Origin of the sequence: Pseudomonas sp. lyk4-R2A-10, assembly GCF_030209075.1 — a bacterium.
Classification (GTDB): domain Bacteria; phylum Pseudomonadota; class Gammaproteobacteria; order Pseudomonadales; family Pseudomonadaceae; genus Aquipseudomonas; species Aquipseudomonas glycinae.
On the sequence record NZ_JARVSR010000011.1, the window covers coordinates 169618 to 186898 of the forward strand.

Here is a 17281-nt window from a genome sequence, read left to right on the forward strand (position 1 = left end):
TCCATCAGTCGTCGAGGGCCTGGACCCGAACGCGGGCGGTTCCACTGCGCAGCATACCGAGCTGTTCGGCCGCCGCACGTGAAACATCGATCAGGCGACCACGGGTGTGCGGGCCGCGGTCGTTGATGCGGACCACGACGGATTCATCGTTTTTCAGGTTGGTGACCTTCACCCGGGTGCCGAACGGCAACTGGCGGTGGGCGGCTGTCAAAGAATTCTGGTTGAACGCTTCGCCGCTGGCGGTGCGTTTACCGTGGTGCTTGGCACCGTAATAGGAGGCGACGCCGGTCTGGTCGTAACCGTGCGGGTCGATGACATCGGTGCTGGCGCAACCGGCCAGCAAGGAGAGCAGGGCGCAGGCGCCGAGCAGACGTTTCATTCGAAAGCTCCCAAATAACAATGTGGGAGCGAGCTTGCTGGCGAAGGCGATCCGTCAGTCACTTTTGCAGTGTCTGAAATTGCGCTGTCGCGAGCATGCTCGCTCCCACAGGGAATGGAGCCAGGCTTTGGATCTGGCTCCATTGTGGTCAGCCTTCGAGCTTGCTTTTCAGCAGTTCGTTCACTTGCTGCGGGTTGGCCTTGCCTTTGGAGGCTTTCATGGCCTGGCCGACGAAGAAGCCGAACATCTTGCCGCGCTTGGCTTCGTCTGCCGCACGGTATTGCTCGACCTGCTCGGCATTGGCCGCGAGCATTTCGTCCAGCACCGCCGAGATCGCGCCGCTGTCGGTAACCTGCTTCAGGCCGCGCTTTTCGATGATCTCGTCTGCGCTGCCTTCGCCGTTGGCCATCGCTTCAAACACCACCTTGGCGATCTTGCCGGAGATGGTGTTGTCCTTGATGCGCTGCAGCATGCCGCCCAGTTGTTCGGCCGAAACTGGCGAATCCTCGATGTCCAGGTTCTGCTTGTTGAGCAGGCTGCCCAACTCGACCATCACCCAGTTCGCCGCCAGTTTGGCGTCGCCGCCGATGCTGGCGACTTTCTCGAAGTAGTCCGCCTGCTCACGGCTGGTGGCCAGCACGTTGGCGTCATAGGCCGACAGACCGAACGCACTCTGGAAGCGCTCGCGCTTCTGCGGTGGCAGTTCCGGCAGGGTGGCGCGCACGTCATTGAGGAACGAGTCCTCGATGACCACCGGCAGCAGGTCCGGATCGGGGAAGTAACGGTAGTCGTTGGCTTCCTCTTTGCTGCGCATCGGACGGGTTTCGTCCTTGTTCGGATCGTACAGACGGGTCTGCTGGATCACTTTGCCGCCGTCTTCGATCAGGTCGATCTGACGCTGGATCTCGGAGTTGATCGCCTTCTCGATGAAGCGGAACGAGTTGACGTTCTTGATTTCACAGCGGGTGCCGAACTCGGCCTGGCCTTTCGGACGGATCGACACGTTGCAGTCGCAACGCAGCGAGCCTTCGGCCATGTTGCCATCGCAGATGCCCAGGTAACGTACCAGCGCGTGGATCGCCTTGACGTAGGCCACGGCTTCCTTGGCGCTGCGCATGTCAGGCTCGGACACGATTTCCAGCAGCGGCGTGCCGGCACGGTTCAGGTCGATGCCGGTGGCACCGCTGAATTCTTCGTGCAGGCTCTTGCCGGCGTCTTCTTCCAGGTGCGCGCGGGTGATGCCGACGCGTTTGACCGTGCCGTCTTCCAGAGCGATGTCCAAGTGGCCCTTGCCGACGATCGGCAACTCCATCTGGCTGATCTGGTAGCCCTTCGGCAGGTCCGGGTAGAAGTAGTTTTTACGGGCGAACACGTTGTGCTGACCGATCTCGGCGTCAATCGCCAGACCGAACATCACCGCCATGCGCACCGCTTCCTGGTTGAGCACCGGCAGCACGCCGGGCATGCCCAGGTCGATCAGGCTGGCCTGGGTGTTCGGCTCGGAACCGAACTGGGTGGAACTACCGGAAAAGATTTTCGACCGGGTGGTGAGCTGGGTGTGAATCTCCAGCCCGATCACGACTTCCCATTGCATGTGTGTCTCCTCAGAAGCCGGTTGGGGTGCGAGTGTGCCAGTCAGTGTTCAACTGATACTGGTGCGCAACATTGAGCAAACGGCCTTCCTGGAAATACGGAGCGAGCAGTTGCACGCCGACCGGCAGGCCGTCGACAAAACCGGCCGGCATCGACAGGCCCGGCAGGCCCGCGAGGTTGGCGGTGATGGTGTAGACGTCTTCCAGGTAGGCAGCGACCGGGTCGCTGTTCTTGGCACCGAGTTTCCAGGCCGGGTTTGGCGTGGTCGGGCCGAGGATGATGTCGACTTCATTAAAGGCAGCCATGAAGTCGTTCTTCACCAGGCGACGGATCTTCTGCGCTTTCAGGTAGTAGGCGTCGTAGTAACCGGCGGACAGCGCGTAGGCACCGACCATGATCCGGCGCTGCACTTCAGGCCCGAAGCCTTCGCCACGGGAGCGCTTGTACAGGTCTTCCAGGTTCTTCGGGTCTGCGCAGCGGTGGCCGAAGCGCACGCCGTCGAAACGCGACAGGTTGGAGGAGGCTTCTGCCGGGGCGATCACGTAGTACGCAGGGATCGCGTGCTGCATGTTCGGCAGGCTGATTTCCTTGATCACAGCACCGAGCTTCTGCAGCTCCTTGATGCTGTTCTGGATCAGGTCGGCGATGCGCGGGTCGAGACCGGCACCGAAGTATTCCTTCGGCACGCCGATACGCAGTCCTTGCAGCGAACCATTCAGGCCGGCGGCGTAGTCCGGCACTGGCTCATCGATGCTGGTGGAGTCGTTCGGATCGAAGCCGGCCATACCTTGCAACAAAATCGCGCAGTCTTCGGCGGTGCGAGCCAGCGGGCCGCCCTGATCGAGGCTGGAGGCGTAAGCGATCATGCCCCAGCGCGACACGCGACCGTAGGTCGGTTTCAGGCCGGTGAGGTTGGTGAATGCTGCTGGCTGACGGATCGAACCGCCGGTGTCGGTGGCCGTTGCGGCAGGCAACAGACGAGCGGCAACCGCGGCAGCCGAACCACCGGACGAACCGCCCGGCACGTGTTCCAGGTTCCACGGGTTTTTCACCGCGCCGTACCAGCTCGACTCGTTGGCCGAACCCATGGCGAATTCGTCCATGTTGGTCTTGCCCAGGGTCACGGTGCCGGCGGCGGCCAGCTTCGACACCACGGTGGCGTCGTATGGAGCCTTGAAGTTGTCGAGCATCTTCGAGCCGCAGCTGGTGCGGATGCCCTGGGTGCAGAACAGATCCTTGTGGGCGATCGGCGCACCGAGCAGGGCGCCACTCTCACCATTGGCCCGGCGCACGTCGGCGGCTTTCGCCTGCTCAAGGGCCAGCTCTTCGGTGAGGCTGATGAAACTGTTGAGCTGCGGGTCGAGCTGAGTAATACGCGCCAGCAGGACTTTGGTCAGCTCTTCGGAAGAAAACTTTTTATCGGCGAGACCGCGGGCGATCTCGGCCAGAGTCAATTGATGCATTGCAGGCTCTTTCCCTTTAGTCGATGACTTTCGGAACCAGGTACAGGCCGTTTTCGACCGCTGGTGCGATGGACTGATAAGCCTCGCGGTTATTGCTTTCGGTCACGACGTCGGCGCGCAGGCGCTGACTGGCTTCCAGCGGGTGGGCCAGCGGTTCGATACCGTCGGTATTGACCGCCTGCATTTCGTCGACCAGCCCGAGAATGCTGTTGAGGGCCGAAGTGATGTGTGGAAGATCGGCGTCATTAAGGCCAAGGCTGGCCAGATGAGCGATTTTTTCCACGTCGGAGCGTTCTAGCGCCATCGGGTTTCTCCAGTGGAAAACAGGACGGACGGCGTCCGTGTGTTAGATTGTCGGAACACTACCGCACTTCTACGGTCATAAGGCCGCGATTGTGGGGCTTGGTGCACAGAAAAGCGGCCAATTTAACATATTGGCGCCTTGCCCAAAATCCCTGTCGTTGTTAGAGTTTGCCGCACTTTTTTACCCACGCGTTGCCTAGGGTCCCTTTCCCATGTTCAAGAAACTGCGTGGCATGTTTTCCAGCGATCTTTCCATTGACCTGGGCACTGCCAACACCCTTATTTACGTGCGCGAGCGCGGTATCGTCCTGAATGAGCCATCGGTTGTGGCCATTCGGACACACGGTAACCAGAAAAGTGTCGTCGCTGTCGGCACCGAGGCCAAGCGCATGCTCGGCCGTACGCCGGGCAACATTGCTGCCATTCGTCCGATGAAGGACGGCGTGATCGCCGACTTCAGCGTCTGCGAAAAGATGCTGCAATACTTTATCAACAAGGTTCACGAAAACAGCTTTCTGCAGCCCAGCCCTCGTGTGCTGATCTGCGTTCCATGCAAGTCCACCCAGGTTGAGCGTCGTGCCATCCGTGAATCGGCCCTTGGCGCCGGTGCCCGTGAAGTGTTCCTGATCGAAGAGCCGATGGCGGCAGCGATCGGTGCCGGCCTGCCGGTTGAAGAAGCTCGCGGTTCGATGGTCGTGGATATCGGTGGTGGTACCACCGAAATCGCGCTGATCTCCCTGAACGGTGTGGTCTATGCCGAGTCCGTACGTGTTGGCGGCGACCGCTTCGACGAAGCGATCATCACCTACGTGCGCCGCAACTACGGCAGCCTGATCGGCGAATCCACCGCCGAACGCATCAAGCAGGAAATCGGCACGGCCTACCCGGGCGGCGAAGTTCGCGAAGTCGACGTTCGTGGTCGCAACCTGGCCGAAGGCGTTCCACGCGCATTCACCCTGAACTCCAACGAAGTGCTGGAAGCTCTGCAAGAGTCGCTGGCGACCATCGTTCAGGCGGTGAAAAGTGCTCTGGAGCAATCGCCGCCGGAACTGGCTTCCGACATCGCCGAGCGTGGCCTGGTGCTGACCGGTGGTGGCGCGCTGCTGCGTGACCTCGACAAGCTGCTGGCTCAGGAAACCGGTCTGCCGGTGATCGTTGCCGAAGATCCGCTGACCTGCGTCGCTCGCGGCGGTGGCCGTGCATTGGAAATGATGGACAAGCACACCATGGACCTGCTCTCCAGCGAATAATCGCCGGGTGCAATACGTGGGTGAGCGCACAGGCAGCACTTTGCAGTGCTGCCTGTTGGCGTTTATCTTCTGTCAGTCTTCATCCAGGCCGGTTTGATGCCGTATGAATAAACAGAACATTTGCCTGGGAGGAGCGGCTTATTAAACCGCTTTTCGCCAAGGGCCCCTCACTGGGCGTGCGCTTGTTGGTGCTGGCCGTACTGTCGGTCGCGCTGATGGTCGTTGACGCGCGCTTCAGCCTGCTTAAACCCGTACGCAGCCAGGCCTCGCTGGTGCTGATGGACGCCTACTGGATTACTGACCTGCCCGGACGATTGTGGGAAGGTATCGCCAGCCAGTTCGGCAGTCGCACCGAGCTCGTCGCCGAAAATGAAAAACTCAAGTCGGAGAACCTGCTGTTGCAGGGTCGCATGCAGAAGCTTGCCGCCCTCACCGAGCAGAACGTCCGCCTGCGCGAGTTGCTCAATTCCTCCGCGCTGGTCAACGAGAAGGTCGAAGTGGCCGAGCTGATCGGCATGGACCCCAACCCTTTCACCCATCGCATCATCATCAATAAAGGTGAGCGTGATGGCGTGGTGCTCGGTCAGCCGGTGCTCGATGCTCGCGGCCTGATGGGGCAGGTGGTCGAACTGATGCCGTACACTTCCCGTGTGCTGCTGCTGACCGACTCGACCCACAGCATTCCCGTGCAGGTGAACCGTAACGGTCTGCGGGCGATTGCCAGCGGCACCGGTAACCCTGAGCGTCTGGAACTGCGCCACGTGGCGGACACTGCCGACGTCAAGGAAGGCGATCTGCTGGTCAGCTCCGGCCTGGGTCAGCGTTTCCCGGCCGGTTATCCGGTGGCGACGGTCAAGGAAGTCATCCACGATTCCGGCCAGCCTTTCGCCATTGTTCGCGCCGTGCCGACCGCCGCGCTGAACCGCAGCCGTTACCTGCTGCTGGTGTTCAGTGACAACCGCACGGCCGAAGAGCGTGCCAACGATGCCGCGCAGGCTCAGGAAAACCTCGATGCCTTTGGTGGTGGTCCGGTGATTCCATCCACGGTGCCGAAAATCGTCACCCCGCCAGCCGCAGCCGCAACTCCTGCCACGACGACTCCGTCGGCTGCGCCTGCTGCCGACACCGCGCCGGCCAAACCCGCTGCGAGCAAACCGCCTGCAGCCACACCCGCGGCCAGCAAGCCACCGGCCAATCAGCCGGCGGCTCGACCAGCGGCCAAGCCGCCTGTCACTGCGCCGGCGACCACCGGGAGGCAAGAATAATGGTCGGAGCTACCGCATCGCGTAACGGCTGGATCGTCTGGCTGACGTTCATCGTCGGCATTCTGCTCAGTGTGTCGCCACTGCCCATTTTCATGGAAATCCTGCGTCCGCTCTGGCTGGCCTTGCTCCTGACCTTCTGGGCTTTGTATCTGCCGCATACGGTCGGCATGGTCACGGCCTTCTGCCTGGGACTGGCCGAAGATGTGCTGCAAGGCGATCTGCTCGGTCAGAATGCCCTGATCCTGACCCTGATTACGTTCCTGGTGCTGTCGTTGCAACAACGCCTGCGAATGTTCCCGATGTGGCAGCAGAGCCTGGTGATTCTGGTGATCTTCGGCTTGGCCCAGCTCGTACAACTCTGGCTCAGTGCCTTGACCGGCAACCGTCAGCCGACCCTCGCACTGGTCCTGCCGGCACTGGTCAGTGCCTTGCTCTGGCCTTGGGTCAGCTTCGCTTTGCGTGGATTGCGTCGGCGCTACAAAATCAACTGATTCGGTCAGGCATTTGCCCGCACCTCGACAGGGAGATGTCTTGATGAAAAAGCTTTACCTCGCCTCAGGATCGCCGCGTCGGCGTGAATTGCTCACGCAGATCGGCATCCCGTTTACCGCCATCAGCGCGGATATCGATGAAACACCTCTAGCCAATGAATCCCCATCGGCCTACGTCGAGCGCCTGGCGCGCGGCAAGGCCGAGGCCGGGCGGCGCATCGTCACCTCCGAGCCACCGTTTTGCGTACTCGGCGCCGACACCGCCGTGGTGCTGGACGGCAAAATTCTTGGCAAACCGGTGGACGAAGCCGATGCATGCGCCATGCTGATGATGTTGTCCGGCAAAGAGCATGAAGTGCTGACGGCGATTGCCGTGCTCGACGGCGAGCGTTGCGAGTCGCGGTTGGTGCGCAGTCTGGTGCGGTTCCGCTCGATCAGCCGCGAAGAAGCCGCCGCCTACTGGGCCAGCGGCGAACCCCGGGACAAGGCGGGTGGCTACGGCATTCAAGGACTCGGCGCGGTGTTCGTCGCCGGCCTCAATGGCAGTTACTCGGCGGTCGTCGGCTTGCCGGTGTGCGAAAGCGCAGAACTGCTCGGCCATTTCGGCATACCCTGTTGGCAAACCCTGAACGCGCAATGAGCGTCGAACGGACAAGATGCGGCCATTATCGTGAACATGCCTGAACGAGACCCTGCCATGAGTGAAGAGATTCTGATCAACATCACGCCGATGGAATCGCGCGTGGCGGTGGTCGAAAACGGTGTGCTGCAAGAAGTGCACGTCGAGCGTACGCAAAAACGCGGGATCGTCGGCAACATCTATAAAGGCAAGGTGGTGCGAGTCCTGCCGGGCATGCAGGCGGCCTTCGTCGACATCGGTCTGGATCGCGCAGCCTTCATTCATGCATCGGAAATTTCACTGCGTGAAGGCCCGGCAGTAGAAAGCATCAGCGCTCTGGTGCACGAAGGCCAGAGCCTGGTGGTGCAGGTCACCAAGGACCCGATCGGTTCCAAAGGCGCGCGGCTGACCACGCAGCTGTCGATCCCATCGCGCTATCTGGTGTACATGCCGCGCACCGCTCACGTCGGTATTTCTCTGAAGATCGAAGACGAAGCCGAGCGCGAACGCCTCAAGCAGGTGGTCAGCGATTGCGTGGCCAAAGAAGGCATCAAGGAGGCTGGCGGCTTTATTTTGCGCACCGCCGCCGAAGGTGCCGGGGCCGATGAGATCCTGATGGACATCCGCTATCTGCGCCGCCTGTGGGATCAGATCAACGAACAGATCAAGACCATCGGCGCACCGAGCGTGATTTACGAAGACCTCGGCCTGGCACTGCGCACCCTGCGCGATCTGGTCAGCCCGAAGATCGAGAAGATCCGCATCGACTCCCGAGAAACTTTCCAGAAGACCACGCAGTTCGTCGCCGAACTGATGCCGGAAATCGCCGATCGTCTGGAACACTACCCGGGTGAACGACCGATTTTCGACCTGTATGGCGTCGAAGACGAAATCCAGAAGGCCCTGGAGCGCAAGGTGCCGCTGAAGTCTGGCGGTTATCTGGTGATCGATCCGGCCGAAGCCATGACCACCATCGATGTGAACACTGGAGCGTTTGTCGGTCATCGCAACCTCGAAGAAACCATCTTCAAGACCAACCTCGAAGCCGCGACCGCGATTGCCCGGCAGATGCGCCTGCGCAATCTGGGCGGGATCATCATCATCGACTTCATCGACATGGAAGACGAAGAGCACCAGCGTCAGGTGCTGCGTACCCTGGAAAAACAACTGGAGCGCGATCACGCCAAGACCAACATCATCGGCATCACCGAGTTGGGCCTGGTGCAGATGACGCGCAAGCGCACCCGCGAAAGTCTCGAGCAGGTGCTGTGCGAACCGTGCAGCAGCTGTCAGGGCCGGGGCAAGCTGAAAACCCCGGAAACCATTTGCTACGAGATTTTTCGCGAGATCCTGCGTGAAGCCCGGGCCTATCAGGCCGAGGGGTATCGGGTGCTGGCGAACCAGAAAGTGGTGGATCGCCTGCTCGATGAAGAGTCCGGTAACGTGGCCGAACTTGAAGGTTTCATCGGGCGCACCATACGCTTCCAGGTGGAAACCATGTATTCCCAGGAACAATATGACGTGGTGCTGCTCTGAATCCCTGCATCACCCTTTTCCTGAAACGGCTGGCCTCAGCTTTTTGCAGTATTTTTGCCATGGGAGCCAACTGACATGGAACGTCTGACACGCATTTTGGCTGCGCTGACCCGCTGGGGTCTGGGCCTGTGCGCGTTGGTTCTGGTATTGATGGCGTTGTACGTCAGCCTCGGCCGGGAACTCACGCCACTGGTGGCCGAATACCGCACCGATATCGAAGACAAGGCCAGTGACGCCCTGGGCATGCCGCTGCAGATCGGCGAGCTGGAAGGCAACTGGAGCGGATTTGCCCCGATCCTGCTGGCTCACGACGTGATGGTCGGCAGCGGCGCCAACGCCTTGCGCCTGGATCGGGTGCGCGCGGTGCCGGATCTTTGGGCCAGTTTGCTGGCCCGGGAAGTGCGCATCGCCCATCTGGAACTCAACGGTCTGAAGATCAGCCTCAAGGAAGGCGAAGACGGGAAGTGGGCGCTGGAAGGCTTGCCGGTGCAGCAGGACCAGCCCATGGATCCCGAGCAACTGTTCAACCGCATGCAAATGATTCAACAACTGTCGGTTCTCGACAGTCAGGTGACCTTGCAACCGCGGGAGCAGGCGCCGCTGACGCTCACGTATGTCGGCCTCAATCTCAAGACCGGCACCAGCCGTCAGCGCCTCGATGCCCGATTGACCCTGCCTGACGGCCAGCCCGTGGCGCTGAGTCTGCGCACGCGGATTCGTCCGAGTCAGTGGCAGAGCAGCGAAGTGGAAGGTTATGTCAGCCTGCCGCAGAGCGATTGGTCGAAATGGCTGCCCGAGCGCGTCACCCAGCAATGGAATTTCTCCGAAATCAAGGCCGGTGGCGAGCTGTGGGTCAACTGGCGCGAGGGGGCGTTGCAGAGTGCTGCGATCCGTCTCAACGCGCCGCAACTGACCGGTGCCTACGCCGAGCGCAAGCCGATCCAGATCCACAATCTGGCGCTCAACGGCTATTTTCAGCGCGGCTCCGAAGGGGCCACAATCACGCTTGATTCGCTGGCGATGAATGTCGGCGAAACCCGCTTCGAATCCCATGTCCAGATCAAACAGACGGCCGCCACCGACAAAGCGCAAGAGCTCTGGCATCTGCAGGCCGACCGGCTTGACCTGACGCCGATCACACCTTTACTCAATGCCCTCGGCCCATTGCCCCAAGGTTTCGCCACCGTGGTCGAGCGCCTGAAAGTGACCGGCGGCCTGCGTAACGTACTGCTGGATTTCCGGCCGAACGCCACCGACGACAGCAAATTCAGCTTCGCCGCCAATCTCGATCAAGTCGGCTTCGACGCCTACCACGGCGCGCCGGCGGCACGGAATGTCAGCGGCAGCCTTACCGGCAATCTCGGCGGCGGCGAGCTGCGCATGGACAGCAAGGACTTCGTTCTGCACCTCGATCCGATTTTCGCCAAGCCATGGCAGTACATTCAGGCCAACGCCCGGTTGACCTGGAAGCTCGACAAAGAAGGTTTCACCCTGATCGCGCCGTACCTGAAGGTGCTCGGCGAGGAAGGCAAGATCGCCGGCGACTTCCTGATCCGCCTGCACTTCGATCACAGCCAGGAAGACTACATGGACCTGCGGGTCGGTCTGGTGGATGGCGATGGACGCTACACCGCCAAGTATCTGCCGCAAGTCCTGAGCCCGGCCCTCGATGAATGGCTGCGCACGGCAATTCTCAAAGGCGCGGTGGATCAGGGCTTCTTTCAGTATCAGGGTTCGCTGAACAAGAACGCCGGGGAAGCGGATCGCAGCATCAGTCTGTTCTTCAAGGTGCACGACGCCGAGCTGGCGTTCCAGCCGGGCTGGCCGCACGTGAGCAAGGTCAGCGGTGACGTGTTCATCGAAGACAGCGGCGTGCGCATTCTCGCGAGCAAGGGCCAATTGCTCGACACCCAGGTCAGTGATGTTTTCGTCAATATTCCCCATGTGCCGAGCGGCGAGCACAGCCATATGTTCCTCGACGGCGCGTTCGCGGGTGGGTTGGGCGATGGCCTGAAGATTCTTCAGGAGGCGCCGATCGGCACTGCCGACACCTTTGCCGGTTGGGAAGGCGAGGGTGATCTGCAGGGCAAGCTCAAGCTCGATGTGCCGTTGGCCAAGGGCGATCAGCCGAAAATCCTCGTCGACTTCAAAACCGCCAATGCGCGATTGAAGCTTGCCGAGCCGAAGCTGGAACTGAGCCAGCTCAAGGGTGATTTCCGCTTCGACAGCGACAAGGGGCTGAGCGGTCAGAACATCAGCGCCAGGGCCTTCGATAAACCGGTCTCGGCGCAGATCTTCGCCGACGGCGGCCCCGGCAGACTCAAGACCCGGGTGGCGGCGTCGGGGCAGGTCGAAGTCAAGAAACTCACCGACTGGCTAGGCGTGACTCAACCGTTGCCGGTATCCGGAACCATCCCTTACCAGCTGCAGGTGAATCTGGACGGCGCCGACAGTCAATTGATGGTCAGTTCCAGTCTGAAAGGTGTGGCGGTGGATCTGCCGGCGCCGTTCGGCATGGCGGCCGATGTCGGGCGTGACACGGTGTTCCGCATGACGTTGCAGGGGCAAGAGCGGCGTTACTGGGTCAATTACGATCAACTGGCCAACTTTACCTTCGCCGCGCCACCGGGCAATTTTGTCGATGGTCGGGGCGAGTTGTTCCTCGGCACCGGCGAAGCGGTGTTGCCGGGCAACAAAGGCCTGCGGGTGCGCGGCGTGTTGTCCGAGCTGGACGTCAAACCCTGGCAGGATCTGCTGGACAAGTACGCTGGTCAGGATCCGGGTGGCAGCGCCAAGCAGTTGCTCAGCAGTGCGGACTTCAAGATTGGCAAACTCACCGCCTTCGGCACCACACTGGATCAGGCAGCCGTGCAGGTGAATCGCAAGCCCGGTGCCTGGGCTCTGGCCCTCGACAGTCAGCAGGCCAAAGGCACCGCCGGCATTCCCGACGCCAAGGGCGCGCCGATTGCGGTGAACCTGCAATATGTGCGGTTGCCGGCAGCGGACCCGACGGTGCAGGCCGACGAGAACGCGCCGGACCCACTGGCTTCGGTCGATCCGAGCAAGATTCCGGCGCTGGATATCACCATCAATCAATTGTTCCAGGGCCAGGATCTGGTCGGCGGCTGGTCGCTCAAGGTTCGCCCGACCGCCAAAGGCATCGCCCTGAACAATCTCGATCTGGGCCTCAAGGGCATTCTTTTGCAGGGCAGCGGCGGCTGGGAAGGCGCGCCCGGTGCTACGAGCAGTTGGTACAAGGGCCGGATCGGCGGCAAGAATCTCGCCGATGTGCTCAAGGGCTGGGGCTTTGCACCGAGCGTGACCAGCGAAGAATTCCACATGGATGTCGACGGCCGCTGGCCGGGCTCGCCGGCGTGGCTGGCGACCAAGCGCTTCTCCGGCACCCTCGATGCGTCCCTCAACAAAGGCCAGTTTGTTGAAGTGGAGGGCGGCGCTCAGGCATTGCGGGTATTTGGTCTGCTCAACTTCAACTCGATTGGCCGGCGTTTGCGCCTCGACTTCTCCGACCTGTTCGGCAAAGGCTTGAGCTATGACCGGGTCAAGGGATTGCTGGTGGCGACCAAAGGCGTGTATGTGACGAAAGAGCCGATCAAGTTGACCGGGCCTTCGAGCAACCTGGAACTGGACGGCACGCTGGATCTGGTGGGCGATCAGGTTGATGCCAAATTGCTGGTGACCTTGCCGGTGACCAATAATCTGCCGATTGCCGCGCTGATTGTCGGCGCACCGGCGGTCGGCGGTGCCTTGTTCCTGATCGACAAGCTGATCGGCGATCGCGTGGCACGGTTCGCCAGCGTCAAATACACCGTCAAAGGCCCGTGGAAAGAGCCGAAAATCACCTTCGACAAGCCTTTTTGAACAGCCAGCCCCTGAACCGATGGAGTAGCATGGCCGCATACCTCTTGCGGAGTGCGCCATGTCTTTAGCGGTGATTCAAATGGTCAGCCAGAGCGATGTGCTGGCCAATCTGCGCGATGCCCGACGTTTGCTCGAACACGCATCTAACGCCGGTGCGAAGCTGGCGGTGCTGCCGGAAAATTTCGCGGCCATGGGCCGTCGCGACATCGCCGATATCGGCCGCGCCGAAGCACTCGGCGAAGGCCCGATTCTGCCGTGGTTGAAACAGACCGCCCGTGACCTCAAGTTATGGATTGTGGCCGGCACCTTGCCGTTGCCGCCGGTGGGGCAGCCTGAGGCCAAGTCCCATGCCTGCTCGCTGCTGGTGAATGATCAGGGCGAAATCGTTGCGCGCTATGACAAGTTGCACCTGTTCGATGTCGACGTGGCGGACAATCGCGGCCGTTACCGCGAATCCGATGACTATGCTTATGGCAGTGGCGTGGTGGTCGCGGACACCCCGGTCGGGCGACTGGGCCTGACGGTGTGCTACGACCTGCGTTTCCCGGAGCTGTACAGCGAATTGCGCGCAGCCGGGGCTGAACTGATTACCGCACCGTCGGCCTTCACCGCGGTGACCGGTGCGGCGCACTGGGATGTACTGATCCGCGCGCGGGCCATTGAAACCCAGTGCTACGTGCTGGCGGCCGCTCAGGGCGGGACGCATCCGGGGCCGCGGGTAACCTTTGGGCACGGGGCGATTGTCGACCCGTGGGGCCGCGTGCTGGCACAGCAGGAGCAGGGCGAAGCCGTACTGCTGGCCGAGCGCGACAGCAATGAACAAGCGTCCATCCGGGCGCGAATGCCGGTGACGGGTCATCGGCGGTTTTTTTCGCAGGGCGCACAGCGACCTGCTTCAGAACACGAATTTAAGGCGTAAAACCTATGAGCGAGTTGTTGTCCTCAGTCAGTGATCACCTGTTGGCGCCCGGCGGCGTGACGATCGAGAGTCTGCAAGGCGTGCTCGGTGATCTGGCGGGTCCAGGCATCGATGCGGCCGACCTGTATTTCCAGGGGCAGATTTCCGAGTCCTGGTCGCTGGAAGACGGCATCGTCAAGGAAGGCAGTTTCAACCTCGACCAGGGCGTCGGCGTGCGTGCGCAGTCCGGCGAAAAAACCGGTTTCGCCTACAGCAACGCGATCACCCTCGAAGCCCTCGGCGCAGCGGCCCGTGCGGCCCGTTCGATTTCCCGCGCCGGGCAGAACGGCACAGTGCAGGCTTTCAGCAGCCAGGACGTCGCCCAGTTGTATGCGCCGGACAACCCGCTGGAAGTCCTGAGCCGCGCTGAAAAAGTCGAACTGCTCAAACGCATCGACGTGGCGACCCGCGCCCTCGACCCGCGTATCCAGCAGGTCAGCGTAAGCATGGCCGGGGTCTGGGAGCGAATTCTGGTGGCCTCGACTGACGGTGGCCTGGCTGCCGATGTGCGTCCGCTGGTGCGTTTCAACGTCAGTGTGATCGTCGAACAGAACGGCCGTCGCGAACGCGGTGGTCATGGCGGCGGCGGGCGTACCGACTACCGTTATTTCCTCGCCGAAGACCGAGCCATGGGCTATGCCCGTGAAGCGTTGCGTCAGGCGCTGGTGAATCTGGAGGCGATTCCGGCACCGGCCGGCACCTTGCCGGTGGTTCTGGGCTCGGGCTGGTCCGGCGTGTTGCTGCATGAAGCGGTCGGTCACGGTCTGGAAGGCGATTTCAACCGCAAGGGCAGCTCTGCCTACAGCGGTCGCATGGGCGAAATGGTTGCTTCGAAACTCTGCACCATAGTCGATGACGGCACCCTGAGCGGTCGTCGCGGTTCCCTTAGCGTCGACGACGAAGGCACTCCGACCGAGTGCACCACGCTGATCGAAAACGGTGTGCTCAAGGGCTACATGCAGGACAAGCTGAATGCGCGGCTGATGGGCGTGGCCCGCACCGGCAACGGTCGTCGCGAATCCTACGCGCACCTGCCGATGCCGCGGATGACCAATACCTACATGCTCGGCGGCCAGAGCGATCCGGCGGAAATCATCGCGTCGGTGAAGAAGGGTATCTACTGCGCCAACCTCGGTGGCGGTCAGGTCGATATCACCAGCGGCAAGTTCGTGTTTTCCACCAGTGAGGCTTATCTGATCGAGGACGGCAAGATCACCGCGCCAGTCAAAGGCGCAACGTTGATCGGCAACGGTCCGGAAGCGATGAGCCGAGTGTCGATGGTCGGTAACGATCTGGCGCTGGACAGCGGTGTGGGCACATGCGGCAAGGACGGGCAGTCGGTACCGGTGGGTGTCGGTCAGCCGACGCTGAAAATCGATGCGATCACCGTGGGTGGCACGGGCGCGTAAGAAGGGATGGAGCTTCGGGTGGCGCGCGGTGCGGCCACCCGGTGACGAATATCAACGCAGACCGCGTTGAGTCTCGTCCAGCTCACGGATGTACTTGAAGATCTTGCGGCTCGAGGCAGGAGGTTTGTTTTGCGCAACCTCGTGCTGGGCCTGACGGATCAGGGAACGCAGTTGCTGGCGGTCGGCGTCCGGGTAATCGACGACGAATTTCTCCAGCACGGCATCGTCACCGGCGATCAGGCGGTCACGCCAGCGTTCGAGGTTGTGGAAACGCTCGTTGTACTGACGGGTAGAGGCATCGAGTTGATCGAGCAAGGTGAGAATGGCGTCAGTGTCCTGATCGCGCATCAGTTTGCCGATGAACTGCAAATGCCGTTTACGCGCGATGTTCGCGGTGTGCTTGGGCGCATCGGCCAGGGCCCGGCGCAAGGCGTCGGTCAATGGCAGTTTTGCCTGCAAGTCGGGCTTGAGCGTTGTAAGGCGCTCGCCAAGGTCAACCAGAGCATGCAGCTCGCGTTTGACCTGGGATTTGCTTTTTTCTCCCGTATCGAGGGAGTCGTCGTAAGAATCAACCATGGTGGCAGTCCGCAAAGAAACGCCGCCATGATAACCAGTCGGGGGCCGCTTGTCCGGCCCGGTCGCTCGAAGGCCCCAGCCGAAAGCAGAATTTGAGTGGAGATGAGCATGAGTGCAGTTGAAAGCGTCGGCCCACAGGCATTGCCGGCACTGCAGGAACAGGTCGAGCAGATCATCGCCGAAGCCAGGCGTCAGGGTGCCAGTGCCTGCGAAGTAGCGGTGTCGCTGGAGCAGGGCCTGTCGACGTCGGTGCGTCAACGTGAAGTCGAAACGGTCGAGTTCAACCGCGATCAGGGTTTTGGCATCACGTTGTATGTCGGTCAGCGCAAAGGCTCGGCCAGCACCTCCGCCACCGGGCCGGATGCGATTCGCGAGACCGTCGCTGCGGCGCTGGCCATTGCCAAACACACCTCCGAGGACGAAGCCTCGGGGCTGGCCGATGCCGCGCTGATGGCCAGGGATATTCAGGATTTCGACCTGTTCCACCAGTGGGACATCACTCCGGAGCAGGCCATCGAGAAGGCGTTGCTCTGCGAAGCTGCCGCGTTCGACGCTGATGCGCGCATCAAGAATGCCGATGGCACCACGTTGAGTACCCATCAGGGTTGCCGCGTGTACGGCAACAGCCACGGTTTTATCGGCGGTTACGCTTCGACCCGACACAGCCTGAGCTGCGTAATGATCGCCGAGGCCGATGGCCAGATGCAGCGCGACTACTGGTATGACGTGAACCGCCAGGGCAGTTTGCTGGCGGATCCGGTGAGCATCGGCCAGCGTGCTGCGCAGCGGGCGGCGAGTCGCCTGGGCGCGCGTCCGGTGCCGACCTGCGAAGTGCCGGTTTTGTTTTCGGCGGAACTGGCAGGTGGGTTGTTCGGCAGCTTTCTGTCGGCGATTTCCGGCGGAAGCCTGTACCGCAAATCGTCGTTCCTCGAAGGCACCCTGGGGCAGAAACTGTTCCCGGAGTGGCTGACGATCGACGAACGCCCGCACCTGATGCGTGCCATGGGCAGTGCTTCCTACGATGGTGACGGCCTGGCGACCTATGCCAAACCGTTCGTCGAGAAGGGCGAGTTGGTGTCGTACATTCTTGGCACTTATTCCGGTCGCAAACTCGGCATGCCGAGTACCGCCAACGCGGGCGGCGTGCACAACCTGTTCGTCACCCATGGCGATGAAGATCAGGCGGCCTTGCTGCGACGCATGGGGCGTGGGTTGTTGGTCACCGAGTTGATGGGCCACGGTCTGAACATGGTGACCGGTGATTACTCGCGCGGTGCGGCGGGTTTCTGGGTCGAGAACGGTGAAATCCAGTTCGCGGTGCAGGAAGTGACCATCGCCGGCAACATGCGTGACATGTTCAAGCAGATCGTCGCGGTCGGTAACGATCTGGAGCTGCGCAGCAACATTCGCACTGGTTCGGTGTTGATCGAGAAGATGACTGTCGCGGGCAGCTAAGCCCCAGGCAGGTACAAAAAAGGCGCGCCACCCGATTGGGAGGCGCGCCTTTTTTTGTGTCTGCAAACTTTTCGATCTGATGAGGGCAGCAAAAAAGCTGCTCTT

At 61.4% G+C, this 17281-nt stretch carries 14 protein-coding genes; 9 read left to right on the forward strand and 5 right to left on the reverse strand.

Annotated elements, in window-relative coordinates; translation table 11 throughout:
* Positions 1 to 4: 4 nt before the first annotated feature.
* The 4 genes from QRN46_RS17845 to gatC all read right to left on the reverse strand — a co-directional run bounded on the left by QRN46_RS17845 (position 5) and on the right by gatC (position 3739).
* Positions 5 to 379, reverse strand: coding sequence for a septal ring lytic transglycosylase RlpA family protein (locus tag QRN46_RS17845; protein WP_011332454.1), 375 nt, complete (start codon positions 377 to 379; stop codon positions 5 to 7).
* A gap of 148 nt (positions 380 to 527) precedes the next feature.
* A complete protein-coding gene (gene gatB / locus QRN46_RS17850) occupies positions 528 to 1973 on the reverse strand; it encodes an Asp-tRNA(Asn)/Glu-tRNA(Gln) amidotransferase subunit GatB (protein WP_285356286.1) in 1446 nt (481 codons plus the stop codon).
* A gap of 10 nt (positions 1974 to 1983) precedes the next feature.
* Complete coding sequence (gene gatA, locus QRN46_RS17855; protein WP_011332456.1) at positions 1984 to 3435, reverse strand: Asp-tRNA(Asn)/Glu-tRNA(Gln) amidotransferase subunit GatA; 1452 nt, start codon at positions 3433 to 3435, stop codon at positions 1984 to 1986.
* 16 nt (positions 3436 to 3451) lie between these two features.
* Positions 3452 to 3739, reverse strand: coding sequence for an Asp-tRNA(Asn)/Glu-tRNA(Gln) amidotransferase subunit GatC (gene gatC / locus QRN46_RS17860; RefSeq protein WP_007953612.1), 288 nt, complete (start codon positions 3737 to 3739; stop codon positions 3452 to 3454).
* 211 nt (positions 3740 to 3950) lie between these two features.
* On the opposite strand from gatC, the gene mreB reads away from it, so the two are divergent.
* The 8 genes from mreB (at position 3951) to tldD (ending at position 15145) form a co-directional block, all read left to right on the forward strand.
* Complete coding sequence (gene mreB, locus QRN46_RS17865; RefSeq protein WP_002555108.1) at positions 3951 to 4988, forward strand: rod shape-determining protein MreB; 1038 nt, start codon at positions 3951 to 3953, stop codon at positions 4986 to 4988.
* A 140-nt stretch (positions 4989 to 5128) separates the two neighbouring features.
* Positions 5129 to 6253, forward strand: a complete 1125-nt coding sequence (gene mreC / locus QRN46_RS17870; protein ID WP_201819118.1) for a rod shape-determining protein MreC — start codon at positions 5129 to 5131, stop codon at positions 6251 to 6253.
* Entirely contained in the window at positions 6253 to 6744 is a 492-nt protein-coding gene (gene mreD / locus QRN46_RS17875; protein ID WP_064593386.1) for a rod shape-determining protein MreD, read from the forward strand. Before mreC ends, mreD begins: the two co-directional genes overlap by 1 nt.
* Before the next feature lie 43 nt (positions 6745 to 6787).
* Complete coding sequence (locus tag QRN46_RS17880) at positions 6788 to 7384, forward strand: Maf family protein (RefSeq protein ID WP_285356293.1); 597 nt, start codon at positions 6788 to 6790, stop codon at positions 7382 to 7384.
* A 57-nt stretch (positions 7385 to 7441) separates the two neighbouring features.
* Positions 7442 to 8899 carry a ribonuclease G gene (rng, locus tag QRN46_RS17885; protein WP_007953605.1) on the forward strand — a complete coding sequence of 486 codons (1458 nt, stop codon included), beginning with the start codon at positions 7442 to 7444 and terminating at the stop codon, positions 8897 to 8899.
* A 75-nt stretch (positions 8900 to 8974) separates the two neighbouring features.
* Entirely contained in the window at positions 8975 to 12778 is a 3804-nt protein-coding gene (locus tag QRN46_RS17890) for a YhdP family protein (protein ID WP_285356296.1), read from the forward strand.
* Between the two features lie 58 nt (positions 12779 to 12836).
* The gene (locus tag QRN46_RS17895; RefSeq protein WP_285356298.1) at positions 12837 to 13697 is read left to right on the forward strand and encodes a carbon-nitrogen hydrolase family protein; all 861 of its coding nucleotides are present in this window, start codon (positions 12837 to 12839) and stop codon (positions 13695 to 13697) included.
* Between the two features lie 5 nt (positions 13698 to 13702).
* Positions 13703 to 15145: a metalloprotease TldD gene (gene tldD, locus QRN46_RS17900; RefSeq protein ID WP_011332462.1), complete on the forward strand. Its 1443-nt coding sequence runs from the start codon at positions 13703 to 13705 to the stop codon at positions 15143 to 15145.
* Positions 15146 to 15196: 51 nt separating this feature from the next.
* On the opposite strand, the gene yjgA is transcribed toward tldD, so the two are convergent.
* Positions 15197 to 15721 carry a ribosome biogenesis factor YjgA gene (yjgA, locus tag QRN46_RS17905; protein WP_007953598.1) on the reverse strand — a complete coding sequence of 175 codons (525 nt, stop codon included), beginning with the start codon at positions 15719 to 15721 and terminating at the stop codon, positions 15197 to 15199.
* A 108-nt stretch (positions 15722 to 15829) separates the two neighbouring features.
* On the opposite strand from yjgA, the gene pmbA reads away from it, so the two are divergent.
* Positions 15830 to 17176 (forward strand): metalloprotease PmbA, encoded by a 1347-nt coding sequence (gene pmbA / locus QRN46_RS17910; RefSeq protein ID WP_064382538.1) that lies wholly within the window; start codon positions 15830 to 15832, stop codon positions 17174 to 17176.
* The last annotated feature ends 105 nt before the right edge of the window (positions 17177 to 17281 follow it).

Coding starts and splice junctions, on each gene's coding strand:
- yjgA (WP_007953598.1), bottom strand. CDS start 15,721: ATGGTTGATTCTTACGACGACTCCCTCGATACGGGAGAAAAAAGCAAA.
- QRN46_RS17880 (WP_285356293.1), top strand. CDS start 6,788: ATGAAAAAGCTTTACCTCGCCTCAGGATCGCCGCGTCGGCGTGAATTG.
- mreD (WP_064593386.1), top strand. CDS start 6,253: ATGGTCGGAGCTACCGCATCGCGTAACGGCTGGATCGTCTGGCTGACG.
- gatC (WP_007953612.1), bottom strand. CDS start 3,739: ATGGCGCTAGAACGCTCCGACGTGGAAAAAATCGCTCATCTGGCCAGC.
- tldD (WP_011332462.1), top strand. CDS start 13,703: ATGAGCGAGTTGTTGTCCTCAGTCAGTGATCACCTGTTGGCGCCCGGC.
- rng (WP_007953605.1), top strand. CDS start 7,442: ATGAGTGAAGAGATTCTGATCAACATCACGCCGATGGAATCGCGCGTG.
- pmbA (WP_064382538.1), top strand. CDS start 15,830: ATGAGTGCAGTTGAAAGCGTCGGCCCACAGGCATTGCCGGCACTGCAG.
- gatA (WP_011332456.1), bottom strand. CDS start 3,435: ATGCATCAATTGACTCTGGCCGAGATCGCCCGCGGTCTCGCCGATAAA.
- mreB (WP_002555108.1), top strand. CDS start 3,951: ATGTTCAAGAAACTGCGTGGCATGTTTTCCAGCGATCTTTCCATTGAC.
- gatB (WP_285356286.1), bottom strand. CDS start 1,973: ATGCAATGGGAAGTCGTGATCGGGCTGGAGATTCACACCCAGCTCACC.
- QRN46_RS17845 (WP_011332454.1), bottom strand. CDS start 379: ATGAAACGTCTGCTCGGCGCCTGCGCCCTGCTCTCCTTGCTGGCCGGT.
- QRN46_RS17890 (WP_285356296.1), top strand. CDS start 8,975: ATGGAACGTCTGACACGCATTTTGGCTGCGCTGACCCGCTGGGGTCTG.
- QRN46_RS17895 (WP_285356298.1), top strand. CDS start 12,837: ATGTCTTTAGCGGTGATTCAAATGGTCAGCCAGAGCGATGTGCTGGCC.